Source organism: Alkalicaulis satelles (assembly GCF_008630495.1).
Taxonomy (GTDB): Bacteria; Pseudomonadota; Alphaproteobacteria; order Caulobacterales; family Maricaulaceae; genus Oceanicaulis; species Oceanicaulis satelles.
Genome location: NZ_VWOJ01000005.1, coordinates 167,051 through 192,613, shown reverse-complemented (window position 1 = coordinate 192,613; position 25,563 = coordinate 167,051). Strand labels below are relative to the sequence as shown.

At 64.0% G+C, this 25,563-nt stretch carries 18 protein-coding genes and 1 tRNA gene; 13 read left to right on the top strand and 6 right to left on the bottom strand.

The features are described 5' to 3' along the window. Positions 1-137 precede the first annotated feature (137 nt). The 4 genes from F1654_RS13550 (at position 138) to F1654_RS13535 (ending at position 4,758) form a co-directional block, all read left to right on the top strand. The gene (locus F1654_RS13550) at positions 138-1,175 is read left to right on the top strand and encodes an extracellular solute-binding protein (protein WP_150024093.1); all 1,038 of its coding nucleotides are present in this window, start codon (positions 138-140) and stop codon (positions 1,173-1,175) included. Further along, entirely contained in the window at positions 1,166-2,761 is a 1,596-nt protein-coding gene (locus F1654_RS13545) for an ABC transporter permease (protein ID WP_150024092.1), read from the top strand. The genes F1654_RS13550 and F1654_RS13545 overlap by 10 nt, the downstream gene beginning before the upstream one ends. Next, on the top strand, positions 2,758-3,816 hold the full coding sequence (locus F1654_RS13540) for an ABC transporter ATP-binding protein (RefSeq protein ID WP_233205307.1): 1,059 nt from the start codon (positions 2,758-2,760) through the stop codon (positions 3,814-3,816). Before F1654_RS13545 ends, F1654_RS13540 begins: the two co-directional genes overlap by 4 nt. A gap of 72 nt (positions 3,817-3,888) precedes the next feature. Next, complete coding sequence (locus tag F1654_RS13535) at positions 3,889-4,758, top strand: ion transporter (protein WP_150024091.1); 870 nt, start codon at positions 3,889-3,891, stop codon at positions 4,756-4,758. Here the strand turns inward: F1654_RS13535 and F1654_RS13530 are convergent. Next, positions 4,704-6,581 (bottom strand): transglycosylase domain-containing protein, encoded by a 1,878-nt coding sequence (locus F1654_RS13530; RefSeq protein ID WP_269844620.1) that lies wholly within the window; start codon positions 6,579-6,581, stop codon positions 4,704-4,706. The genes F1654_RS13535 and F1654_RS13530 overlap by 55 nt on opposite strands. A 160-nt stretch (positions 6,582-6,741) precedes the next feature. Here F1654_RS13530 and F1654_RS13525 point away from each other — a divergent pair, with 160 nt between their 5' ends. Continuing rightward, positions 6,742-7,185 carry a YcgN family cysteine cluster protein gene (locus F1654_RS13525; RefSeq protein WP_150024090.1) on the top strand — a complete coding sequence of 148 codons (444 nt, stop codon included), beginning with the start codon at positions 6,742-6,744 and terminating at the stop codon, positions 7,183-7,185. A 6-nt stretch (positions 7,186-7,191) separates the two neighbouring features. Here F1654_RS13525 and F1654_RS13520 read toward each other — a convergent pair whose 3' ends face one another. Next, positions 7,192-8,565 (bottom strand): glutamate--cysteine ligase, encoded by a 1,374-nt coding sequence (locus F1654_RS13520; protein ID WP_150024089.1) that lies wholly within the window; start codon positions 8,563-8,565, stop codon positions 7,192-7,194. Positions 8,566-8,747: 182 nt separating this feature from the next. Here F1654_RS13520 and lpdA point away from each other — a divergent pair, with 182 nt between their 5' ends. From lpdA to F1654_RS13495, 6 genes are all read left to right on the top strand, one after another. Next, positions 8,748-10,175 (top strand): dihydrolipoyl dehydrogenase, encoded by a 1,428-nt coding sequence (lpdA, locus tag F1654_RS13515; protein ID WP_150024088.1) that lies wholly within the window; start codon positions 8,748-8,750, stop codon positions 10,173-10,175. Between the two features lie 245 nt (positions 10,176-10,420). Continuing rightward, a complete protein-coding gene (locus tag F1654_RS13510) occupies positions 10,421-10,753 on the top strand; it encodes an energy transducer TonB (protein ID WP_150024087.1) in 333 nt (110 codons plus the stop codon). Between the two features lie 80 nt (positions 10,754-10,833). Continuing rightward, positions 10,834-12,873, top strand: a complete 2,040-nt coding sequence (locus F1654_RS13505) for a methyl-accepting chemotaxis protein (protein WP_150024086.1) — start codon at positions 10,834-10,836, stop codon at positions 12,871-12,873. Positions 12,874-12,977: 104 nt separating this feature from the next. Next, positions 12,978-13,054 (top strand) — tRNA-Met (locus tag F1654_RS13500). 314 nt (positions 13,055-13,368) lie between these two features. Beyond that, positions 13,369-13,497: a hypothetical protein gene (locus F1654_RS14135; protein ID WP_269844619.1), complete on the top strand. Its 129-nt coding sequence runs from the start codon at positions 13,369-13,371 to the stop codon at positions 13,495-13,497. A 1,332-nt stretch (positions 13,498-14,829) separates the two neighbouring features. Further along, positions 14,830-15,405 (top strand): recombinase family protein, encoded by a 576-nt coding sequence (locus F1654_RS13495; RefSeq protein ID WP_150024085.1) that lies wholly within the window; start codon positions 14,830-14,832, stop codon positions 15,403-15,405. On the opposite strand, the gene F1654_RS13490 is transcribed toward F1654_RS13495, so the two are convergent. Genes F1654_RS13490 through F1654_RS13475 form a run of 4 tightly spaced genes read right to left on the bottom strand, consistent with a single transcriptional unit; the run spans position 15,357 to position 21,848 of the window. Then, positions 15,357-16,808: a type I restriction-modification system subunit M gene (locus F1654_RS13490; RefSeq protein ID WP_150024084.1), complete on the bottom strand. Its 1,452-nt coding sequence runs from the start codon at positions 16,806-16,808 to the stop codon at positions 15,357-15,359. The two genes, F1654_RS13495 and F1654_RS13490, sit on opposite strands and share 49 nt — an antisense overlap. Then, positions 16,808-17,719 carry a GIY-YIG nuclease family protein gene (locus tag F1654_RS13485; RefSeq protein WP_150024083.1) on the bottom strand — a complete coding sequence of 304 codons (912 nt, stop codon included), beginning with the start codon at positions 17,717-17,719 and terminating at the stop codon, positions 16,808-16,810. The genes F1654_RS13490 and F1654_RS13485 overlap by 1 nt, the downstream gene beginning before the upstream one ends. Beyond that, positions 17,716-19,089, bottom strand: coding sequence for a restriction endonuclease subunit S (locus tag F1654_RS13480; RefSeq protein WP_150024082.1), 1,374 nt, complete (start codon positions 19,087-19,089; stop codon positions 17,716-17,718). The genes F1654_RS13485 and F1654_RS13480 overlap by 4 nt, the downstream gene beginning before the upstream one ends. Next, positions 19,089-21,848 (bottom strand): type I restriction endonuclease subunit R, encoded by a 2,760-nt coding sequence (locus F1654_RS13475; RefSeq protein WP_150024081.1) that lies wholly within the window; start codon positions 21,846-21,848, stop codon positions 19,089-19,091. The genes F1654_RS13480 and F1654_RS13475 overlap by 1 nt, the downstream gene beginning before the upstream one ends. 223 nt (positions 21,849-22,071) lie before the next feature. Between F1654_RS13475 and F1654_RS13955 the strand changes: the two genes are divergently transcribed. Next, positions 22,072-22,248, top strand: a complete 177-nt coding sequence (locus F1654_RS13955) for a hypothetical protein (protein ID WP_199200588.1) — start codon at positions 22,072-22,074, stop codon at positions 22,246-22,248. A 78-nt stretch (positions 22,249-22,326) separates the two neighbouring features. Continuing rightward, the gene (locus F1654_RS13470; RefSeq protein WP_233205314.1) at positions 22,327-25,560 is read left to right on the top strand and encodes an STY4851/ECs_5259 family protein; all 3,234 of its coding nucleotides are present in this window, start codon (positions 22,327-22,329) and stop codon (positions 25,558-25,560) included. Positions 25,561-25,563: the final 3 nt, after the last annotated feature.

Genomic DNA, 25,563 nt, shown 5'->3' with positions numbered 1-25,563 from the left:
GCTCTGGCGGGCCGCGGCCGGGCGCCGCAGAGTCACAAACTGCTCTTGCGAAGCGTTCTCAGAAGTGGCAGACAAGCGCTCCGTTCAGGTCATTGCCTGATCTGACACCGCCCTGCCACCTGAAGGGAACGCCGCTGATGTCCTTCCGTTTCGCATCCTGCGCCGCCGCTATAGGCGCGCTCGCCCTGTCCGCCTGCAGCCCACAGCCGGGCGAAGCCGGTGAAATCAATCTCTTCACCGCGCGCCATTACGCCTCCGACCAGGCCGTCTATGCGGCGTTTACCGAAGAGACCGGCATTCGCGTCAATGTGCTCGAAGCGCCCGCCGACCAGCTGATCGAGCGCCTGCGCGCGGAAGGCGCGCGCTCTCAAGCCGATGTGGTGATTACGGTGGATGCGGGCCGGCTATGGCGCGCCGAACAGGCCGGACTGTTCCAGCCTGCGCCGGAACTGGCAGGCGTACTAGAGAACGTGCCGGACAATCTGCGTCATCCCGAAGGCCACTGGTTCGGCTTCGCCAGCCGGGTGCGGGTGGTGGTGTTCTCGCGCGAGCGCGCCGATGGATCACAGATCACCGATTTCCTCGATCTGGCCGATGAAAGCTGGCGCGGACGACTGTGCGTGCGCTCGTCCAACAATGTCTATAACCAGTCCCTGCTGGCTGGCCTGATCGACGCCGCCGGCGCTGAGCGCGCCGAAGCCTGGGCGGCGGGCATCGCCGCCAACATGGCCCGCGCGCCCCAGGGCGGCGACACCGACCAGATCCGCGCCGTGGCGGCGGGCGAATGTGACGCAGCCATCGTCAATCACTATTATCTTGCGCGCTTGCAGCGTTCGGGCGATTCCGCTGACCGCGCCGTGGCTGACGCGGTGGATATGGCGTTCCCGAGCCTGGCCGGGCAGGGTTCGCCCTTCAACGTGTCCGGCGCGGGCTTGGCCGCCAACGCGCCCAACCGGGAGAACGCCATCGCCTTCCTGACCTTCCTCCTGAGCGAGACCGGCCAGCGCCAGTTCGCCGAACTGACCAATGAATTCCCGGTGATTGAAGGCGCCGCCTATGACAATGAGGTGCTCGACAGTTATCCCGAGATCCTCGCCGTGCCTGTCAATGTGAATGTGCTCGGTGAAAACGCCCCGGCGGCCCAACGCATGTTTGACCGCGTCGGATGGCCTTAAGTCCCGCCTTGCGCCAGGCCTATCCGGTCTGGCCCGCCCTCTTCGCCGCCCTGATCTGCGCCGCCCCGCTCGTTGCGGTGGCGGCGCTGGCCGTTTCCGGGGAATGGACGGGGTATCTCGCGCATTTATGGGCCACGCGCCTGCCCGACTATCTCTGGGTCACCCTGCAGGTGACCGCCCTGTCAGGCGCCGTGGCGGCGGTAACGGGGGCGGGGCTGGCCTGGCTGGTGGCGCGTTATGACTTCACCGGGCGCGGCGTGTTTGAATGGCTGCTGGCGGTGCCGCTGGCCGTGCCCGCCTATGCGGCGGCCTATGGCTGGTATGACCTGACCCAGGGCGCCGGCCCGCTAGGCTTCTTGCCTACCGTGCGCGGGCCTGCAGGGGCCGGGCTGATCCTGGGCCTGACGCTTTATCCTTATGTCTATCTCCTGGCGCGCGAAGCCTTTTCCGGCCAGTCATCGGACGCCTATGAGGCGGCGCGCACGCTCGGCGCACGGCCGTTCGAGGCCTTCCGCCGCGCCGCCCTGCCTCTGGCGCGCCCCGCCATTGCGGCGGGCATGGCGCTGGTGATCATGGAGACGCTGGCCGATTTCGGCGCCGTGGCGCATCTGGGCGCGCCCACCCTTACGGTTGGCCTCATCCGGGCCTGGGCAGGTGAAGGCGCCACGGCGGAAGCCGCGCGCCTGGCGCTCATGCTGGTGGCCTTCGCGTTCCTGATCTTCGCCCTCGAGCGCACCCAGCGCGCGCGCGCGCGCCAGACCAACGCTTCGGGCCGGCGAAAGCCTGCGCGCCGGGTCCAGCTGGGCTGGGCGGCGGGCCTCGGCGCGGTCGCGCTGTGTCTCACGCCGGTGCTTCTGGGCATGGTGATCCCGCTGGCGCGGCTGAGCTATCGCGCCCTGCATGCACCGGTGACGCGCGACCTGGTGAGCGCGGCGCAAAACGCGGTGCTGCTGGCGGTTATCGCAGGCGTTCTCGCCGCCATCATCGGCCTGGCCGCCGCCTACGCCCTGCGCACCGGCAAAATGCGCGGCGTCTTCGCCGCGCGCACGGCGGGCCTGGGCTATGCCGTACCCGGCGCGGTGGCGGCGCTGGGCGTGCTGGCGATCCTCAGCGCGCTGCAAGGGGGGCTAGACGCCATGTGGACGAACCTGTTCGGGACACAATTTCCGCTATTGGTCACGGGCGGGATCGCAGCGCTGATCTTCGCCTATCTCTCGCGTTTCGCCGCCGCCGCCATCGGTCCCAGCGAAAGCGCCCTGGCGCGCGTGACGCTCACTCTGGACGCGGCGGCGCGCACGCTTGGGGCTAACGGGCGAGAGACCGCCTGGCGCGTGCACCGGCCCCTGATCTCGAGAGGCGCGCTGCTGGCCGCGCTTCTGGTTTTCGTCGAAGTGCTTAAGGAATTGCCCGCCACCATGATCCTTCGTCCCTTCAATTTCGACACTCTGGCCGTGATCGCGCACAATTACGCCTCCGACGAACGCCTGGGAGAAGCCGCTCTGCCCGCCCTGCTGATCGCACTGGCTGCACTGCCCGCCATGGTCTGGATCGCACGGCGCATCATCCGGGCGGAGGCGGCGCCGTGATCCTCGATGACCGGGTTCTCGATGTACGCGCGGCCACCGTGCGCTACGCGCCGGGCCGGCCAGCCGTGGACGGGGCTGATCTGCGCCTGACCTGCGGGCGGGTGACAGCGCTGCTGGGGCCGTCGGGCTCGGGCAAGTCCTCGCTCCTGCGCGCCATCGCGGGCCTCGAAAAGCTTGATGGCGGGGAGATCCGCTTTGAGAACCGGGTCTGGAGCGGGCCGGGAATCCATCTGGCGCCCGAACAGCGCCGCTGCGGCGTGGTGTTTCAGGATTACGCCCTGTTTCCTCACCTCTCGGCGCTGAACAACACCGCCTTCGGCCTGCGCGGCGGCGATCGCGGCACGCGCCGCGCCAAAGCGCTCGAACGCCTGAAATCGGTCGAACTGGAGCCGCGCGCCCACGCCTTCCCCCACCAGCTCTCCGGCGGCGAGCAGCAGCGCGTGGCGCTGGCGCGCGCCCTGGCGCCGGACCCCGATGTGGTGCTCATGGACGAGCCGTTCTCCGGCCTGGACCGGCGCCTCCGCGGCGAGCTGCGCGAGACCACGGCGCGGGCCTTGCGCGACAGCGATGCGGCGACGCTGCTGGTCACTCACGACGCCGAGGAGGCGCTGGCGCTGGCCGACACCATCGCCCTGATGAGCCAGGGCCGGATCATCCAGACCGGCGCGCCCGACGCAGTCTATCTGCGCCCGGCGAGCCTCACCGCAGCCCGGCTTCTGGGCGAGGTGGAGGCGTTCGAGGCGGTGGCCGAAAGCGGCCGCGCCCTGACCGTGCTGGGCGAGGCGCCCGCATCAGGCTTTGAGGACGGGGCGCGGGTGTGCGTGCTGGCCCGGCCCGAAACCATCGAAGTGCGCCGCGCCGACGCCCAGGGCGCGCCGGCGGTCATCACCGGACGCCGGCCCGGCGCGGGCCAGCAGCGCCTGATCTGCCAGCTGGAAGACGGACGAGAGATCAGCGCGCGCACCGCCCTGACCGCGCCCCACCGGCCCGGCGACGCCGTGCGCCTGGCGCTCGACCCGGACAATACCCATGTGATTCCCGCCGAAGCGGGCTAAAGAGCGCGATTGCAGCCGCGCGCGCTGCACGCTAGGCCAGATGTGATCCCGCTTCCGCCCAAGGTCCGCGCCATGACCCTCGCCCTCGAGCCTGCCCCTGAACCGCGCGGACCCATCGCCCGGCTGATCGAGTCCGGCGCCTTTCGCCACACCATCACCACGCTGATCCTGATCAACGCCGCGATCCTGGGCCTGTTGACCTATGACCTGCCTGAAGCCGCGATTGTGGCGCTGGACTGGGCGGACCGGGCGATCATTGCGGTGTTCGTGGTGGAGATCGCGCTCAAGCTCATCGTGCAGCGCTGGCGGTTTTTCAGATCGGGCTGGAACTGGTTTGACTTCACCGTGGTCGCCCTGTCGCTGATCCCGGATGCGGGCGCCTTCACTGTGCTGCGCGCACTGCGCGTGCTGCGCCTGTTCCGCCTGTTCTCGGTGGTGCCGGAAATGCGCCGGGTGGTGGAGGCCCTGGGCAAGGCCATACCCGGCATGGGCGCCATCCTGCTGGTGCTGAGCGTAATCTTCTATGTGGGCGCGGTGATGGGCGCCAAGCTGTTCTCCGGCACCCATCCCCAGTTCTTCGAAAATCTGGGCGCCTCGGCCTTCACCCTGTTCCAGGTGATGACGCTGGAGAGCTGGTCCATGGGCGTGGCCCGCCCCGTCATCGCCGAGCACCCTTACGCCTGGGTGTTCTTTGTGGGCTTTATCGTGCTGACCAGTTTTGCGGTGCTCAATCTGTTCATCGCGGTGATCGTGGACTCCATGCAGTCCAAGCATTTCGCCGCCGAGGACGAGCGCCAGCAGGTCGCCCATGACGAGCGCGCCCAGCTGCTCATCGAGCTGCGCGCCCTGCGTTCGGAAGTCGCCGAACTGCGCGCCGAGCTGAAAGATCAGCCACCCGAGCCGGGCAGCATTGCGTCAAACCGCTCCGACAGCGAGGCGTAGAACGCCGCCAGGCGCTCGTCGCGCTCGCTGCGCTGGCGCGGTTCGGGCGCGCTCAGGGGCGCCGGGCGCACGCCGGTATGGGCCTCCACCATGAAGCGGCGCCAGATCTCGGCGGGCAGCTGGCCGCCGGTGACATTGTTCATGGGGGAGTCATCATCATTGCCCACCCACACCCCGGCGGTGAGATGGGCGCTATAGCCCACGAACCAGGCGTCGCGGCTGCTCTGGCTGGTGCCGGTCTTGCCCGCCGCCCGGTGGCCGGGAATGCGCGCGCGCGTGCCCGTGCCGTCAATCACGACGCTTTGCAGCATGGTGCTCATCCAGCGCGCATGCTCCACCGAGATCGCCTCCTCGCCAGACCCGGTCTCGGGCGCCTGCCAGATCAGCTCACCGCGGGCGCTGCGAATCTCGCGCACCAGAAAGGGCTCGAACCGGCGCCCGTCCCGGGCGAACACGTTATAGGCGCCGGTCAGCTCCAGAAGGCGCACCTCGCCTGAACCCAGCGTCACCGCCGGCACCGGATTGAGGGGTGTCACAACGCCCAGCCTGCCCGCCATGGCGGTGACGTTGGGCAGGCCTGCGCGCACGCCCGCCTGGGCCGCCACGGTGTTGATGGAGCGCTTGAGCGCATCGGCCAGCGTGATGCGGCCGCGGAAGCCGCCGCCGAAATTGCCCGGGCTCCAGCCCTCGATATCGATGGCGCGGTCTTCAAAGGGGCTGGCCGGGTCCATGCCCGCCTCGAAGGCGGCGGCGTAGACGATGGGCTTGAAGGCCGAGCCGGGCTGGCGCCGGGCCTGGGTGGCGCGGTTGAACTGGCTGGCGCGGTAATCGCGCCCGCCCACCAGCGCGCGCACAGCGCCGTCCGGGGCGATGGCCGCCAGCGCGCCCTCGCCCGCCCGCCGGGCCGCGCCCTGCTCGTCGAGCACGCCATTGACCGCCAGCTGTGCCGCGCGCTGCAGGCGCGGATCAATCGTGGTGATGATCACCAGGTCCGGCGCACCGCCGTTTTCGCCCAGTATCCGCAGGGCCTCGGCCTGGGCGGCGTCGAACACATGGCCCCAGCCTTGCGCCTCTTCCGGCGCGATCAGGCCTTCGGCCAGCTCGGCCGGGATGGAGGCGGCGGTGAGATAGGCGATGGGATCGATAAAGCCCGCCTCCTGCATGGCCGACAGCACGCGCCGCGCGCGCGCCAGCGCCTCGGCCATGTTCTCGGTGGGCGCAAGGCGCGTGGGCGCCTTGGGCAGGGCCGCCAGCAGGGCTGATTCCTGCAAGCTGAGTTCAGACGTGGTGGTGTTGAAATAGCGCCGCGCGGCGGCTTCCACCCCGAAGGCCTGTTCGCCCAGATAGACCCGGTTGAGATAGAGCTCGAGGATCTCCTGCTTACTCAGCGCGCGCTCCAGCGCCAGCGCCAGGCGGATTTCCTGGATCTTGCGGCGCAGGCTGCGCTCGGGCGTGAGGACCAGGTTTTTGACCAGCTGCATGGTCAGGGTGGACCCGCCCTGCACCGTGCGCCCGGCGCGCACATTGACCCAGAAGGCCCGCGCCAGCCCGCGATAATCCACCCCGTCATGCTCGAAAAACCGCCGGTCCTCGATGGCCAGAAACGCCTGGGGCAGATGGGCGGGCATCTCTTCGAGCCGCACCCGGCGGCCATAAAGCGGGCCGCGCACGCCCAGCACCGTGCCGTCATCGGCCATGACAGTAACCGAAGGCTCAAGGCGCACCTCCCAGAGGGCGTCCACGTGCGCGGGCAGTTCGGGCAGGTCATGAAACGCCCAGCGCCAGGCTAGCGCGCCCGCGATCGCGCCTGCGGCAACCAGCACGGCCAGCACGCCGCCTGCGATCAGGGGCCAGCGCCGGCGCAGGCGCGCAGCTATCGGTTCGCTCTCGTCCGCCCGGAAGGTGATAGCCCGCTCCCCTGTGTTTGCGCCTGTGCGCAGATGCGCGCTGTTTTCAGCGCCCCATCGCGGCTAAATTCGGGCGATGGCCGCTGAACCTCCCTTTTACGAGACGAAGACGCTGGCGCAAATGACGCGCGCGGAGTGGGAATCCCTGTGCGATGGCTGCGGCAAGTGCTGCATGCTTCTCTTGGAGGATGAGGACGGGGCGGTGTGGCGCACGCGCCTGGCCTGCAAGCTGCTGAACCTGAAAACCGTGCGCTGCCGCGATTACGCCAACCGCCATGCGCGCGTGCCGGGGTGCGTGAAGCTGACGCCCGATACAATCGCCTCGCTCACCTGGATGCCGGACACCTGCGCCTACCGCCTCCTGTCCGAAGGCCGGCCCCTGCCCGGCTGGCACCCCTTGCGCACCGGCGACCCGCACAGCGTCATCACCGCCGGGATCAGCGTCAAGGGCAAGCTGATCAGCGAATCCCTGGTCGCCGAAGAGGATCAGGAAGATCACATCACCGGGCGGGTGGTGTGAGGGGAGCTAATACGCCGCCTCTTCAAACGCCGGCTCCACGCTTTCATTCCAGGCGGTGTGATAGCGCTCCAGCAGGCGTTCGGCGGGGCTGATCCCTGTGCGGGCGATCTCGTCGAGATCGTCGAGGAACAGCGCCTCGTTCTCGCCATGGGCGTTGAGGCGGGCGCGCGCCTTCAGGCCTGAGCGCGAGATGGCGAGGATGTCTTTGGCCACATCCTGCAGGGTGCGGGTGCGGAACGGGGTCTTCAGCGCAAAGCGCGCCGCGCCGATGCGCAGGCAGGCGCGCTCCTCGCGCGTCCAGTCCTTCACATAGTCCCAGGCCGCGTCCAGCGCCGCGTCATCATAGAGCAGGCCCACCCAGAAGGCCGGCAGGGCGCACAGCCGGCTCCATGGGCCGCCATCGGCGCCGCGCTGCTCCAGGAAGGTTTTCAGGCGCACTTCGGGGAACAGGGTGGAGAGGTGATCCTCCCAGTCGCTCATCACCGGGACGGCGCCGGGCAGGGCGGGCAGCTTGCCTTTGAGGAAGTCGCGGAAGGACTGGCCCGAGGCGTCCAGATACCGCCCCTGCCGCTTGACGAAATACATCGGCGCGTCGAGGGCCCAGTCCACGTATTGCTCGTAGCCGAAGCCCTCCTCGAAGGCGAAGGGCAGCATGCCGGTGCGGTTGGGGTCCACATCGGTCCACACATGGGCGCGGTAGGACAGATAGCCGTTGGGCCGCCCGTCGGCGAAGGGCGAGTTGGCGAACAGGGCCGTGGCCACCGGCTGCAGCGCCAGCGAGACGCGCATCTTTTTGACCATGTCGGCTTCGCAGCTGAAATCGAGATTGGTCTGCACGGTGCACGAGCGGAACATCATCTGATGGCCGAGCCCGCCCACTTTCGGCATGTAGTCGCGCATGATCTGATAGCGCGCCTTGGGCATCATGGGGGTGTCGGCCAGCGCCCATTTTGGCGAGAAGCCCAGACCCAGAAACCCCGCCCCGATCTCGTCAGCGACCTCGCGCACCTCGCGCAGATGCCCGTTCACCTCCCGGCAGGTCTCGTGCAGGGTTTCGAGCGGCGCGCCGGACAGCTCGAACTGGCCGCCCGGCTCCAGCGTGATCGACCCGCCCTGGCGCTTGAGCGCCACCGGCTTGCCCTCTTCCTCGATGGGTTCCCAGCCAAAGCGGGTGAGGCCTTCGAGCATTTTGCGCACGCCCGGCCCTTCGCCCTCATAGGGCAGAGGCTGGCGGGCAGCGCGGTCAAAGCCGAATTTCTCGTGCTCGGTGCCGATGCGCCAGCGCTCGCGCGGCTTCTCGCCCGAGGCAGAATGGGCGATCAGCTGGGCCTTGCTCTCAATGGGATCGCCCTCGCCGCCGGGATTATAGGTTCCGCTCATGTTTAGCGCCTCCAGGCCGCGTCCGCGCCAGCGCACAGTTAGGCGCATGCGCCCTGCCCGGCAAGGGCGCTGCGGCGCCAGGCCATGACAGGCGACGCAGCGCGCCCCCGCACCTGCCGGGTTCCCCTTGGCGCGCGGAGCGTCTAGATCGGGCGCAAGAAAACATATCCGGAGGAAAGCCCATGGCTGATCGCAAGACCCGTCATTGTCAGGTTCTGGTCGTGGGCGGCGGACCGGGGGGCTACCCGGCCGCGATCCGGGCCGGGCAGCTGGGCCTCGATACCGTGATCGTGGACAAGCACGGCCTGGGCGGAACCTGCCTCAATCGCGGCTGCATCCCGTCCAAAGCTTTCATCCACGCCGCCACCCAATACGAGGCCATGCGCCATCTGGCGGACAAATCGCACATGGGATTATCGCTGAGCGCCCCGCCGCAGCTGGACATGGCCGGACTCACGGCCTGGAAAGACACCATCGTGTCCAAACTGACCAAAGGCGTGGGCCAGCTGCTCAAGGCCGCCAAGGTCGAGGCGGTCAATGGCTGGGCGGTGTTCAAGAACGCCAAGACCTGCGTCGTTGAACTTGCCGAAGGCGGCGAGCTGGAGATCACCGCCGAGCATGTGATCCTGGCGACCGGGTCAAAAGAAACCGAGCTGCCCTTCATGCCCTTCGGCGGCAAGGTGATCGGCTCGACGCAGGCGCTGGAGCTGGCCGAACTGCCGGAAAAACTGGTGGTGGTGGGCGCGGGCTATATCGGGCTGGAGCTGGGCATTGCGTTCGCCAAGCTGGGCAGCGCGGTTACCATCGTGGAGGCGCTCGATCGCATCGTGCCGCTCTATGACGCGGAAATGACCCGCCCCGTCGTCCAGTGGCTGAAAAAGAACAAGGTCGGCCTTCACCTCAACACCCGCGCCAAGGGCGTGGTTGAGGAGGGGGACAAGACCTTCCTGGAGGTCGAGACCAAGGACGGCGACAGCAAGCGGCTGGAGGCGGACCGGATCCTGGTGGCTGTCGGGCGCAAACCCCTGACCGATGGCTGGGGGCTGGAGGCCATGGGCGTGGACATGGATGGTCCGTTCGTGAAAATCGACGAACAGTGCCGCACCGCCATGCGCGGGGTCTACGCCATCGGCGATCTGACCGGCGAGCCGCTCTTGGCCCACCGCGCCACGGCGCAAGGTGAAGCCGTAGCCGAGATCATCGCCGGCAAGACGCGCCGCTTCGACCCCGCCGCCATCGCGGCGGTGTGTTTCACCGAGCCTGAACTGGTGGGCGCGGGCCTGACGCCGGATGAGGCCAGGGCCAAAGGCGAGCGCGTGATCACCGGCAAATTCCCGCTGGCGGCTTCGGGCCGGGCGCTGACCATGGAGGCGGGCGGCGATGGCGGTTTCGTGCGCATCACCGCGCGCGAGAGCGATCATGTGATCCTGGGCATTCACGCAGCCGGCCAGCACGTGTCCGAGCTATCGGGCGAGTTCGCCCTGGCGCTGGAAATGGGGGCGCGGCTGGAGGATGTGGCGGGCACGATTCACGTCCACCCGACCCTTTCGGAAGCGTTCGCCGAAAGCGCCATGGCCGCGCTGGGCCATCCGATCCATATTTCCGCCTGATCTGCGCCGAAGAAAACCCCAGCCTTTTCAAGGCCGTAAAAGCTTATGCTGACCTCGTTCAATGAGGCAGGTTCAGTGAAATGCTGCAATCAAGCGCTGCGTTAAGTGAACGGCAACGGCTTTGCCCCATAAACATGCCTGTCCGAAGTGGCCAAGGGCGGATCAACGCGCCCGGACGCTTGGGAATTGGGTAGATCCGGACCGGCGCTGCGGCGCGGTCTTTCAGCAATGGGTTGGGTGTGACGATGAAAAAATTCTATGCAATGGCGGCTGCGCTGGCTCTGACCGCTGGCCTGGGCACGGCGCCGGCGATGGCGGTTTCGGCCGAGCGTGAGCTGGTCTCCTTCGAGGCCCCGGAATATCCGCGCGCGGCTCAGCGCCGCAATCTCGAGGGCCATGTCACGGTGCGCTACACCGTGAACGAGGACGGTGAAGTATCCGACGTGGAAGTGGTGGAAGCCACCCCCGCCGGCGTGTTCGAACGCGCTGTGATGCGCGCTCTGGAAGCCTGGCGCTATGCGGCGGGCGATCGCAATGAAAACATGGAGCGGCGTTTCGATTTCGCCTTCTCCGACTAAACTTTCCTGATCAGGCGGCGCAGCGATGGCTGCGCCGCCTTTTCTTTGACCGGACGAGTTAACCTTAACGGGGCCTTGCCATGAAAATCGCACTCCACTCGGTTCAGACGCGCCTGATTGCAGCCTTTGGCGCCACCATCGCCATCATGCTGGCCGTGATCGCAGCCGGGCTGATCGCCTTTACACAGGCGGGCGGCGCACTGGACGATGTCGTGGAGCGCACCGCGCCCCGTGCCGCTGCGGCCCAGAGCCTTCAGGCGGCCTCAGCTGCTCTGACCGGTGAATTCGCGGCCTTCTCGCGCGCACGCGATGCGGTCGACCGCACGGTTTCGGCCTCGCGCCTGGACGCGCTGATGGAGGAAGCTTCGGGCGCTGTGGCCGATCTGCGCACCGCTGGCCTGGACGCAAGCGCTGTCGACGCCCTTTATCAGGCCCTCAATGATGTACGCGAGGCGGTCGACGCCGCCGCCGGCCCTGTGGGTCAGCGCCTGGACGCCCAGAACGCGCGCGAAACCGCCCTGAACGAAGCGCTGCGCGAGCGCGCGCGCGCGGCGGAAGCGCTGGAAGCGGCGCTGGACACCAGTAATGATGAAGGGGTGATCGAAACCCTGTTGCGCGCGTCCATGGCGGTCAATCTGGCCGCCACGCGCTATGCCGAGCTGGGCGCAGCCGCGTCTGCCTCCGATATAGCGGCTGTGGAAGACGCCTTCGAAATCGCTGCCGACGAGGTGCGCATCAATCTGGCCATTCTGGGTGAGGCGGCAGGCGCGCAGGTGACCGCGCCGGTCGATGCGTTGCTGGGCTTTGGCGAGGGCGCGTCCAGCCTGTTCACCTTGCGCCGGTCCGAGCTTGAGGCGGCGGCCACGGCCGAGGATCTGGTCGAGGAGGCGCGCATCGCCGATGCAGAACTGGCCGAACTGGTGCGCGCCACGCGCGAGGATGCGCTGGCCCAGCAAGGCGCGGCCAGCGAGGCCGGCCGGGCCGCCATCACGGCGGGCGCGGCGATCATGATCGTTTTCGCCCTGGCCGGCCTGGCGTTCGGCGCGGGCGTGATCTGGTTCTATATTTCACGCAATCTCCTGCGCCGCCTGAAGCGCATCAGCCAGACCATGACCGGCCTGGCCGGCGGTGAGATTGGCGAGGAGCTCACCGATGACGGGCGTGACGAGATCGCGGGCATGGCCCGCGCCGTCGCCGTCTTCCGCCAGAACGCCATCGAGCGCCAGCGCCTGGCGTCGGAGCGCGAGAGCGACGAGGCCGCGCGCAAGGCCCGCGCCGAGGCCATCGAAACGCTGATCGCCGAGTTCGAGACCGTGTCCCAGCGCGCCCTGACGGCGGTGAGCGAGGCGGCCCAGGAAATGGACTCCGCCGCCCTCGCCCTCACCGAATCATCGCGCAGCGCAGGCGAGACCACCGCCCAGGTCAACCAGTCCGGCGCGCGCGCGGCGGAAAATGTGGACACCGTGGCCGCGGCCGCCGAGGAAATGACCGGCTCCATCTCCGAGATCGCCCAGCAGATCGCACGTTCCACCGAGATCGCCCAGACCGCCGCCGAGCGGGTGACGGAGACCAATACCGACGTGGCCGCCCTCAACGAGGCCGCCTCGCGCATTGGTGATATCGTGCGCCTGATCAATGACATCGCCGAGCAGACCAATCTTCTGGCCCTGAACGCCACCATTGAGGCGGCGCGGGCCGGCGAGGCCGGCAAGGGCTTTGCGGTGGTGGCCAGCGAGGTCAAATCCCTGGCCGAACAGACCAGCAAAGCCACATCCTCCATTTCCGACCAGGTCGGCGGCATTCAGTCGGCCACCGGCAAGGCGGTCACCGCCATCGGCAATATCGGCGAGGTGATTAGCGAAATGAACGCCATCTCCGCGGCCATCGCCGCGGCCATGGAAGAGCAGCGCGCTGCGGCCAGCGAGATCACCCGCGCCGCCCAGGACGCCGCCAGCGGCACGCGCGACGTGTCCCAGTCCATCTCGCGGGTGGACGCCGCCGCCTCCGAGACCGGCCAGTGCGCCGCCCAGGTCAGTGCAGCCTCCGAGGCCCTGAACCGGGAATCAGGCACGCTGCGCGGCGCGGTCTCGCAATTCCTCACCGGCGTGCGCGCGGCCTGAGCCGTACGGCCGTCAGGCGTCACAACACCCGCGCCGGACGCTTGCACGCCAGGTCCGGCGCGGGTATACGCCTGCCTCCGGCCCGTACGGGGCCGCCATCCCCTGGCGGGGTAGCTCAGCCGGTTAGAGCGCAGGACTCATAATCCTGAGGTCGAGAGTTCGAGTCTCTCCCCCGCTACCAATTTTTCTCTATTAAAAACAATAACTTGATAGGCGCGCGGCGGTGCGCTAGGTGCCTTTTGAATACGCTGCAGGATGCGACACAGGCACAAGCAATTACAATGCGTTACGCGCACCCCTGGCAGCTCCATGCTGCACGGACGCTGCACGCGATGTACCCACAAAGCTGATGATCAGAGTGGCATTTCACGATGATCTGGCGCCGTCCGGTCACGAACTGCCACCACATGATAGGAGACGGACGACGTTACGTTCCGTTCGACTTTCAAATCGGCAGCTTCCAGCTCACCAAATATCTCGGAGCGGATCGCTCTTATGCTTACGGGGCGCGCACTGGGCAGTTCGGCGCGTCATCACGTGGACCGGCTTGAGGTGGCGCCGCTGCGTGATGCGATTCAACAGGTGCGGTATGACGGCGTGGACCGGTCGCATTTCTATATCTGACGGGGAACCCCACACTTTCCCCCAACATTCCCCTTATGATGTAAAATCAGTCGGATTTTTTAGCCACCACCCAAATAGATATGGCGTTTCTCGTGGAGTATGCTGGAGTAAAAGTCACACCTATGGGGGTATCTACGCAAATATTTGGCTGGCGTTGAAGCTCAAACGTGAAGTCCGCAATTTAGCAAGGATTTCATATTGGCACATAGACATTCGGAATGCAGCTTTATTTGTATCCACAGCGCAAGGCGCTCGGACCAAAATATAATTCTGCTAATCTCGATACTTCGCTGGTCCGTACGTCAGCCGCACCTCTGAAAAACTTTATTGCGCAGAATGCACCAACCTATTGCCAGAATCAAAGAAACATGCTCTTTGGATTTGGATTCGAGGAGGGTCATTTATGATTCACAAGCTGTGTATGGTTGCGTCAATAAGCGCTTATCTTTTAATAGCCGCCCCAGTCAATGCTCAGAGTGTAGGTGAAACCCTTCATTATATAAGGGGCAATTGTGGCCCAGGCACCATTGCATCGTACGAACAAAGCTGGGGAACCACTCGTGAAGAAATTGCTGTAGAGATTAACGGACTGGAGATCGACAGCTCGACGATCCGACAAGAGCGCTCTCTGATCGTAATCCGCTATCCTCTAGCGCCTGGGGAGCCGTCGTTCGGTGCGAGGCGAACTCGAGGTTGGAGTGAAGTTTCGCTTGCCGATATATCAGAGGTTTTTGTTGATGAGCGCAACAGTAGCGTTATAAAGGTAATTAGCAGCTCACCACAAATTCAATATAGATACGTTGTAGAGTCGGATTTAGACTTAAGAAATCTCCGAAACACAAGCGGAGATGTTATCCAGGGGCGTGACCGGGTTTTCGACCTATACTGCAGCAACAGCACCAGAGTTGTTAGCGCCCTTCGCCATCTGGTGCTATCAGTTACCGGTCGGGATATCACCCCCACCCACTTGTTTGAACCTGCCCCCAAATAGCTACACGTTTTACGGGTGTCCCAGGGCTCGAGATCTCTGAGGGTGTGCCATGGCGAGCTCTTCCTGTGACCGCAAAACTGGACTGATCGAACCAAGCAGGCATGATGCTTTGCGCCTCGTCTGAGTCCATTAGGTATTGTGATGACCCATTTCATCGCAAAACATGCCGTCGAACCAAATGGAAGCCATCAACTTTAGCGCCCAAAAACGCAGGTTTTTGAGACAGCGCAATTTGTGTCTCCCAAGCCCGCTGCAGAACCTCTCATGGTGTATCAAAAATAGTCTTGAAAGTCTCTGGCATCTCGATAAGATTCCGTCAGGTTTTTGAGACGGATAGGGCCATGAAAGTCGGTTACGCGCGGGTCAGCACCCGCGACCAGGAAACCCATCTGCAGATCGACGCCCTCAAGGGGATCGGCTGCGAGCGGATATACGAGGAGAAGGCGTCCGGCGCCCAGCGTGACCGGCCCGAGCTCAAGGCCGCGATAGAGTATCTGCGTCCCGGCGACGTGCTGGTGGTGTGGAAGCTCGACCGCCTGGCGCGTTCGCTGCGCCAGCTCATCGAGACCGTGGAGGGGCTTCAGGAGAAGGGCATCGGCTTTGTCTCCCTCACCGAGGGCATCGATACGACATCGCCCGGCGGCAAGCTTGTCTTCCACGTCTTCGGCGCGCTGGCCGAGTTCGAGCGCGAGATGATCCGGGAGCGTACAAAGGCGGGCCTGCAGGCCGCCAAGGCGCGAGGCCGCAGGCTCGGGCGTCCGGCGGCGCTGACGCCGGATCAGATCGAAATGGCCCGCGCGCTCAAACAGGCGGGCAACCACTCCATGCCCCAGATCGCCAGGCAGCTGGGGGTGTCGCGGGCGACGCTCTATCGGGTGCTGGGGGCTTCTTCTGATAGCGCCTCGCTCACGCTCTGAAATTGCTCCAGCGCGGCCTGCAGGTTCTCCACGATCTCGGCGGCGAGGACATCAGGCTCAGGCAGGCTGTCGATATCCTCCAGGCTGTCGTCCTTCAGCCAGAAGATGTCGAGGTTGAGCTTGTCACGCTGGGCGAGCTCATCGTAGCCGAACCGGCGAAAGCGTTCGGTCTCCTTACGCTCGTGGTAGCAGCGCACGAAATCATCGAAATCCGCCGAGGTGAGCCGCTTGGTCTTTAGTGTCTTGTGGATGTTGGTGCGGTAGTCATAGACCCAGAGCTCCTTGGTCTGGACGTCGCGGGAGGCGGGGCGCTTGTCGAAGAACAGGACGTTCGCCTTCACGCCGGGGCTGTACCAGATGCCGGTGGGCAGGCGCAGCAGGGTGTGGAAGTTGAACCCCTCCAGCAGGCGCTTGCGGATGCCTTCCCCGGCGCGGCCCGCCTCGAACAGCACGTTGTCGGGGAGCACCACGCCCGCGCGCCCGTTGGCCTCCAGGATCGTCATGATGTGCTGGAGAAAATTGAACTGCTTGTTCGAGGTGGTGAACTTGAAATCCTCGCGCTCGTAATTCTCGCGCTCGGTGGACACGGCTCCGTCCTCGCCCACAACCTTGTAGCTGGACTTCTTGCCAAAGGGCGGATTGGTCAGCACCACGTCGTAGCGCTGGCCGGCGTCACTGGCCAGGGCGTCGCCCTGGAGCACCGGGCTGCCGCCATTACCCACGCCATGGAGATAGAGATTCATGGCGCACAGGCGCACTACTTCATCGACGATATCCACGCCGGTGAAGGCGGTATGGCGCAGCGAGCGCAGCTTCTCGCGGTCCTGCGTCTGCCCCTTCATGTGATCATAGGCGGCCAGCAGGAAGCCCCCCGTGCCGCACGCGGGGTCGCACACTGACTCCCCGATCTTCGGGTCCACGCACTGGACGATGGCCTCAATCACCGGGCGGGGCGTGAAATACTGCCCGGCGCCGGATTTCACCTCCGAGGCGTTGCGTTCTAGCAGGCCTTCATAAATCTCGCCCTTCACATCGACGGACAGGCCCACCCAGGGGCCCTCCTTCTCGATCAGGCTGACAATACGTTTGAGCTTGGCCGGGTCGGATAGCTTGTTTTGCGCCTTGCGGAAGATGACGCCGATCAGTCCCGCCTCGCGGCCCAGATTATCCAGCGTCTCGCGGTACTGGCGCTCCAGGTCCTCGCCGTCGCGGCCCGCCAGGTTTGACCAGCTCCATTTGGGCGGCAGGGCCGAAGCCTCGCCCAGCAGCTCCTCGCGCTCGGCGTCCATCTTCAGGAACAGGAGATAGGTGATCTGCTCGATATAATCGCCATAGGACACCCCCTGATCGCGCAGGATGTGGGCATAGTTCCAGACCTTGGAGACGAGCTGTTCGTTGGTCATCAGGATGCGACCCTCTGAATTTCCGCAGCCGCGAGCCCAAGCCGGGTATCAAGTCGTAGAAACTGCACGTCGTCTCCAATCCGTAGCATCTTCGGTTCGATGCCCCTCAACTCGGAGAAGTGGAAAAAATGATCCGCGCCACGGGATTCAATGAAGCCAAAGCGCTTTTCCAAAAGAACTGCCTTGACGCGTCCGGAATCACGGGCTTCGATCCCCATCGTTCTAAGGAGTTCAGTGATCTTCTTTGATGCCTCGTGAAACTCCACTCGGAAGAACTCCCTATCAGCTCGCACTCGGTGCTGTTTGAGAAGGTCATGCGCCGCCCGTTCACAGAGGCTTGGGTCGCGGACATACCAAATGTTTCGGGGGCTGAATGGCTCGACCACACCGGTTGCTCGGTTGATCTCTTCAACTCGTTTCAGCACGCTGCGTTGGGTCTGACCAATCTTCACCAGGTTGCGATCTGATCTTGTGCTCAGGAGGTAGAGGTATCCTCGACCATCTTCTGCCGGCGGTTCCTCTCCGCTTATGAAGAAATTGAGGGCCGTCCCCAACCCGGCCCTTACCAGTTGCTCCGCGACCCCGTCTAAAGCACCTCTTTCCTCTTCCATAGCGGCTTTTCGCAATCTAGGGAGGTCGGACGCTATCCACTTCAATCGACGCTTGCTCGGCAACCCTAGGCGAAGCCAGACGACGACCCAATCGGGTTGATCTTCTCGGAGGACGCGATTGCATAGCCCTTTGACTTCGCTTATGGCGTCCAACGATCTTTCGTTCGACGATGCTCCAAAGAGCAGATCGTGAACCTCGCTTGCGGCTCGCAAGTATCTGTTCAGTGTCGTTGGGCTCGGCGGAACCATTCCAAAACCAAGATTAGGGTTTCGCCCTCTTTCTCGATTCAAAGTCATCATGCGCGAGCCCTTCTTCTGGACTGTCCGGGCGCGGCGGCGCGGGTTTCCTTGATCCGCGCGAGCAGGGCGGCGGCGGGCTCGTCGGCGGGGTCCTGGGCGACGAGGCGGCCTGCGAAGGCGTCCTTCAGGATGGACTGGCGCAGGGCGGCGGAGCGGACGAGTTCGGTCTTGCAGGCGGCCTCAATTGCATTGGAGTTTGAGGAATCCGCATCTAAACGAGCCATGATTTCAAGCTGTTCAGCGACCGGCGACAAGGGAACAAGCGTCGAATTCAAAGCCTCCTGGTTCACGAAGGGCTGTGCCCCGCCCTTCGAGCTTTCCCCAAGTTTAGCCCGACGAAATAGCATAGTCAGGAAGCGCAGATCGCATTCGCTGGGTAAAAGCGTGGCATAGATGGCATTGTCAGTGACCCACGCGGGGCCAGTAGTGAGATGGACGTTTCCGCAATGGGCTCCGACGCGCCCAATCACCATTGTTGGCTCAGCGATGAGGTAATCGTCGTGAAATCCGTTCACACCGTTCCCGCCGTAAACTGGGATTTCTCCGCCTGCCTGCTTCTTGGTCGGAAGAAACTTGCCGCTTGACCATGAAAAGAGCTGGTTCCCAGACGCCCACACCCAGCCCTCCGGGAGTTCAGGCAGGTCCGTGGTGTCGGGGGCGGTGGGTTCCTTGTATTTGCCCCGGCCGTCCCAGGTTTCGCGGCGGGTTTGCAGGATGCGGGCGAGCAGGTCGCGGCCGTGTTCGAGGCGGTCGGCGTTCTCGGCGCGCCAATCGGCGGTGAGCTGGCCGGTGACGGCGGCCTTCAGGACGGACTGGCGATAGCGGGCGAGCAGTCTCTGCACGTCGCGCAGCGCCTCTTCGCCCTTGTCCAGCCGGGCGAACAGCGTCTCGATCTTCTCGACAATGCGACATTGTTCATTGAGGGGTGGGAGGGGGAATTCAAAATCCGAAATACCATCGAACTTCACCCTTGGGCGATCACCCGATGACCGGCTCATCGCGAAGTCAACAAACTTCCTTTGATGCAATAGATACTTCACGAAGTCGCCGTCATAGAACTCCGACGAAGGCAAGACGATGAACTCAGCAGAGGCCACGCCCTCAAATTTCGCGCGATGAATCTTGTTCAGGTAAGGGCGAAGGCGGCCATAGAGAACATCACCTGGTCGAAAGTAGCTGCCTGCGCTCTTCATCTTCGCGAAGCTATCTTGCCCAATCAGATGAAAAGACTCCGGCTCAATATGATCCATCCCGATGAATGGAAGTGAACTCTTTGGGTCGGCTTGAATTTTCGGGCGCGCCTTCGGGATTACATCTCCTAATCTTGCGATTGCCCATCCTCTCGGAATGCTTTGCGCGTCTCCGTCCATTACGCGACCAGCGCCCCCTGCAACTCATCCAGCATGTCGTTCAGCCCCGGCCCTAATACCTTGCGTGCCTGCAATATCCCGCCCCGGTCAGCAAAGCCCGGCGCCTCCTGGAAATCACGCGGCGCGATTTCGGCATTGGCGGCGATGAAGGCCGCGATGGCGCGCAGCCAGTCCTCCTGCTCAGGCGTATAGAGACGTCCGGCGCGCTTTTCGCGTCCCATCCACAGGTTAAAGCGCTGCTCCACGACGGCGGCGAAGGGCTCCAGCGTATCGGTCTGGCCCAGCGCGAAGCGGACCAGGCTGACCACCTCGGTCAATTGCTCATCCACCGGCGCGCCGCGTACTTTCGCCGCGTCCAGCCGCCGGTAGGCCTGCCAGACATTGGCGGTGGTCAGGTAGTACGGCGGGTCGGTCAGGCGCTGGACCAGGTCGCGGATGGCGCCATAGGTCAGGCGCTGTGCGCCATAGGGCTGGTTATAGAGGATTTGCAGCGCGGTCAGCTCATCGCGGTTGTCGTCGATGAAGGTGCGGAAGCTGGTGATGGTCTCTTCGGCCCGCTTCATGTCGAAGCCCGCGCTCATCACCTTGTCGGTGGTAAACTCGTCAATGACGATATCGGTCTTCTGCTTGATGTCCTTCAAAAGGGTGCGCACCGCCGGATTGTCAAAGGGGCGGCAGGCGGTTTCGGCGAGCCCCCCGATCACCGCCTCTTCCTGTTCGGGCGTGGCCATGGCGCCATGATGCGCATCGATAGCGGCCGCCTGCCGGTCGGCGTCGATGGCGTCCAGGAGGGCGTTGGCCAGATCACGCGGGGTCTTGCCGCCCGTGATATCGGCGATGCGCACGCGGTCCTCGTCCGCCAGCTTGCGGTCGAGCACGGCGAGACGGGCGGCCAGAGAGGACAGCGCGTCCTCGTCGCGCCGCCCCATGGCGATCTGTTCGATCAGGGCCTCGAAACTGACCGTCTTCTTGCGCTCCAGGGGCTGGGAAGCGTTCTTCCTGGTCTCCGAGACGCCCACGGCGTCGATCAGGATGAAGCGGGTCTTGGTCTTCGCGTCCGGTGTGACGGCCTTCAGGTCCGCGTCCGGAATGGTGCGCACGCCGCGCCCCTTCATCTGCTCGTAATAGCCCTCGGATTTCACATCGCGCATGAAGATCAGCACCTCGACCGGCTTGATATCGGTGCCGGTGGCGATCATGTCGACGGTGACGGCGACGCGCGGAAAAGGGTCGACCCGGAACGCCTTGATCAGCGCCTTGGGATCCTCGCCGGTATTGCGATAGGTGATCTTCTTGGCGAAGTCATTGCCTTCGCCGAACACCTCGCGCACGGCATGGACGATCTCTTCGGCGTGGTTGTCGTCCTTGGCGAAGATCAGCGTCTTGGGCAGCCATTCGCCGGTACGGTCGGGGAAGAGCTCTGTGAAGACCCGGTCCTTGTAGGTCTGCAGCACGGTCCTGATCTGGTTCGGGTTGACGACGGAGCGGTCAAGCTCCCTGGCGGCGTATTCCAGATCGGCGTCGAGCTGCTGATAGCGGACCTTGCGCGTGCGCTTGTCGCGCACAGGCACCTGGAAGCCGGCCTCCTCTGTCTCCACAAGTCCGCCCTGCTCGGTGACGCGCGTGCGGATGCGGTAAATCTCGTAGCCCACGTTCACGCCGTCTGCGACAGAGCGCTCATAGGGGTATTCGGCGACGAGGTTCTGGTTGAAGAAGCCCAGCGTGTGCTTGGACGGCGTCGCCGTCAGCCCGATGATCGAGGCGTCGAAATACTCCAGCACCTGGCGCCAGAGCCCATAGATCGAGCGGTGACACTCGTCCGTGACGATGAAGTCGAACAGCTCGATGGGGAAATCGGCGTTATAGGCCAGCGGCGGCAGCTCGCCTTCGGCCAGAGGGCTCTCGAAGCCCGAGGCCTCTTCCGCGTCCGGGTCCAGCTCCTCGCCGCGCAGCATGGAATAGAGGCGCTGTATGGTGGTGATGACGACCTTGGCGTCCGGATCGATCCGGTGGGAACTGAGGTGCTGAACGATATAGGTGTCGGTAAAGCGGTTGGCCGCTCCGGGCGGCTGGAATTGCTGGAATTCCTTGAGGGTCTGGTCACCCAGATTCTTGCGGTCGACCAGGAACAGGATGCGCCTGGCCTCTGCATAGCGGATCAGGCGGTAGGAGAAGGAGCAGGCCGTGAACGTCTTGCCCGCGCCTGTGGCCAGCTGGATCAGGGCGCGCGGGCGATCTTCCGCAAAGGATGTCTCCAGCCCCGTAATGGCTTCGATCTGACAGTCCCGCAGCCCTTTTGTGTCTAGCGGCGGCAGGCTCTGCAGCCTGCCGCGCAGCGTGCCGGGCGTCTGCAGCCAGTGATGAAGGGTTTCGGGCCGATGAAAGGCGAACACCCGGCGCGAGCGCGGCCTCGGGTCGTCAAGGTCCCGGAAGAAGGTCTCGGCGCCGGTGCTTTCATAGTCAAAGCGCAGCGTGTCGGCCCAGCGCGCCAGATGCTCGGGCAGCGCGCCCATGTATTTTTCTGATTGCTCGGCCACGCCGCTGAGCGTGACGCCCTCTTTCTTGGCCTCGATGACGCCGCACGCCTTGCCCGCCACAAACAGGAGATAGTCGCAAGGCCCGGACGGCAGCTGAAACTCGCGCACGGCAACACCAAGCGCGGCCTGCCGGTCAAACGCGGCCCGGTCCTGCACCACCCATCCGGCGGCGGCCAGCAAAGCGTCGATCTGTACGCGCGCCAGCGCTTCAGGCGATGTCACCTAACCCCCCGGGATTGATCAGGATGTAACTTTAAAGCTCGCTACAGGCTGAGTACAAGCGCCGTGCGTATTGCGTCCCGCAGCGCCGATGAGGGTGGCATGCGCATTCCGCATTAGCGCCTTTTCCAGGCGCTTTACGCTCTGGCGTTGGGCCTGGCGCCCGCGCTAGCGTGTGCAGGGCTTGATCGGGAAGGTCGAGGACGTTGAGAGGACACGCTGAGTGATGACAGGAAAGCCGAACGATCTGCCGAAATTCTCCGAGCTGATGCCGCTGGTCATTGAGGGGCTGCAGGCGCTGGGCGGATCAGCTTCGATTGAACTGCGCACACTCTTTGCGGGACGGACTTGGCCAAAAACGTCAACCCAGAAACAAAAACGAACTGCATATAATAACTCATGATTCGGATTGCGGGGTTGTGTTAGTTGGTCGGAAGTGGGGGGCTGATTGGATAATCGATACTCGATAGCCTTGAAGGCGATGCTTTTTCGTCATCGAATTGCAAGGCCGGACGGACGTCCTTTATATCGGTACCGTTTCACTTCACAGGAGTATCAGCGCGCCTGCGCCAAGCTTGAGAGCGACGGAAAGCGGGCGCTTGACGAGCCTGAGGGCTGCGCGCTGTTCGTGATGGCGCTTGCGGAGTGGTTCCGCCGTGACCGCGACGGCGGCGGCTGGAGTTGGGACCCGCCTTTAGCAGCCTTGGGATTCAAGCGCGAGGACAGGGGGGCAGGCGGGCGCAATTCGCTTCGCTACACTGAGATGCGCGATGCCGTCCTCAAAGGGCTCAGATGGTGGAAGCGGCCCGGTTCAAAAGATATTGAGGGATTGAGAAACGTCTGGGCTGTGGTCCGGGAGAGCGGCCTGCCGCTGTCAGAAGTGCGCCGCGCAAGCTGGCTTCGGGCGTGGGTGTGCGGCAGCGTGGTGCAGATGTTCAAAGGGGTCCCGCTCAAGATTGCTGTCGAGCAGGAGCGCAAACGCCGGGCCAACAGCGAGACGCTTTCCGAGGTCATTTCCGAAGTCGTCTGTGAGCTGGTCGAAAAAATATTTGAATTCAAGCGCTTGGTCGGGGTCGGCGACAGCCTGTCAGGCGAAGATCCGGTGCTTCGCCTGACCCGCATCAGGCCCGGCTGGCTGGATGAACTGCCAGTGCCTGCCGAAGCGGAGGACTTGCGCGCGCTCATCGCCGACGCTCTGCGCACATCCGCCCGTGGAGAGGACGTCTTCTCCGCTGAGCGCGTGCTCTACCGCTCTGGCGGCGCCTGGAGGCCTGCCCTTGAGATCGGGTTGGAAGGCGAAATCGACCTCTTTGATATCAGCGCCGAGCTGCGGGACGCGTTGGAAGGCGCATCGCGCGCACAGCTTTTCCTACGCACATCTAAAGGCCGGGCGTCATCGCGCGCCATCGCCCTGATTGAACGCAGCTTTTCAAGTGAAGGCGAAGCTCTGACCGTCCGCCCGCTCGGCCGGAGCCAATTTGACCTGGCTCTAGCTGACGATGTCACACTGGTATGCCAAGTCGGCGAGCGCCCGCCCGTATTGATCGCGCCGCGCGGGGCGTCCCCCCAGCTGGAAGATGTGTTGGTCTTCGCGTCCTACAGCGGCGGAGATTCCGCTGATCGGTTACGGATGGTCTCAAATGCTTCAGTCGATCACCCTGGTGAGCGCTTGTTCCTGTTAGTTGATCGGAAACGTTTGGACGAAATCGATTGGCGGCCCGGATCAGAACGCGAAAATCCAGAGCCGGTCGATGAGAAATATGTCCTCGTTGGTTTTTCAGGCGAAGCGCGTCTTGAGTGTGACGGCCTTACACGTGTATGGCGCACAGGGTGCGCCGAGAGTTCGGGCGCCCCGCTACTATTGGATGGCCGATACACGACCGCGTGCAAGCCGACGGCGTTCATCGGTCAGCCACGTGTGTTGTGTCGTGACCGTGGTGCCCTCGTTGAAGCGTCGCGTGCCGATTTGCTATGGCGGCCGAAGGGGCGAGGACAATGGAGACTGTATCGCAATGAAGCGCCGTTCGGTGATGTGGAAATCGGCCTAGCGAAGGAGGGCGTGCTGATCGGCTCCGCGCATGTAGTTTTGCTTCCGGACGAATTCCAAATTGATTTTGCCCCAAGCAGCAGCGCGCGCCGCGTTATCCTATCCGGCCTCGCAGGCGCGCTGGTGAAAGCGCGAACTGATGGTGTCAAAGCCATTGCCCAAGGACCGAACGTGGAGCTTGATCTCGCCGAACTCACTCCAGGCGCAGTCTTTGAGGTTGGGTTAAGCTGGGGTGATCGTCGGGTTCGGCTAAAATTAAGGGATACGTCGCTCTCAAAAGCAATACTGGAGAATGATCTGCCGATAAAAGGGGCGCAGACGGTCGGTGCCAGCTCGCTTTTTCGCTATTCGGCGTGGAGCCAGTCCAGCGACCTTTTATTGTTTGAGTTGGCCGGTTATGGAAGCCGTGTAGGATTTGTCCGAAAGGTCACGGGCGACACTCCCCTGACGGTCTATCGCGACGATATTCGCGCTCTTTTGAGCCAAACAAACGACCACGAAGCCCGCGTGGATATTCTCTGGCGAGGCGGCGGGCGCGCCCTCACGGTGCGCCGCTATGACTTGGATCCGCCTCGATCCACGTGGGAAAGACCGGTAGATGAAACGGTCGCGTATCTGCGCGCCTTAGGCTTTGAGCACCTCATCTTCATCCCGTTACTGGCGCCTGAGAACGGGTGCCAGCTCACCCTCGAGGAGGCGGCTACCGCGATCTCGTTTGAGGCGTTAGCCCACCATAGGTCGGGCCCCGGGCCATGGGTCCTGACTGGCCGCGGCGCAAACCACAGCCGTATGCGGCCAGTGTTTATTGCTGCCCGCGAAAGCAGCGTCCCCGCCAACAAGGTTCAGGCGGCGTCATTGCTGGCGTCTGGCCGTCGAAATGCACTGATGGCTGTCGGGGATACGGCTACAGATCGCCGTGAGTTCGCACGCTTGGCCCTGGCTACTGTCAACGCCGCGCGCAAATATCAGGTTCCGCCGATTAGCTTTGATATCCTAGGCGTGCTGGCCCAAACGCCCCAGCTAGCGGTTTACATGCTTGCTGGAGCAACCGGGCGCACTGATCTGGACGCAGTCTTCGACCTGGAGAGTGAGCTGGCTTTGGTTTGGCCCACTATCAAGGCAGAGACTTGGGTCACTGCTTTCACAGAGCAATTTGAATTTACCCGTACGCAGCTTCTCAAAGCTGGAATCGACAGTCCATATATGGCGGCCAGCCCGCTCATTGAGCATTTGGCACAGGTTAGCCATAGGCCTGACCTTCGGCTGCATGCAGCTCAAGCCGCCCATGCGGTGATGCTGCAATCAGGCATGGACGAGGCCGAGCGCCGTGATCGTGAAGCGCCGTTCAGCCGGGCGCTTTGTGAGATTCGAGAATATAGCTACTCGGATTTGGCTCAGGCGATGGTTAAGCGGCGGGTCGATGGCGTCCCGCCGCCAAGATTGACTCTGGATACGGGCGTCCTTGGTGATTTGCGGGGTCGGTTCGCGTGTCAATTTGACTGCGTTCTCGCGGCCCCTCGAGCCGCTGCGCGCATCGCGCTCGGTCTCTCTGAGTTTGGGCCAAAGGCGGCAAGCCAGTTCCGGTTGGCGCGACTATACGACCCTGATTTCTTTGATCACGGCGTATCCCGCGCCATGCTTGACCTCCATCTTTCTGCTGGAAAGTGATCC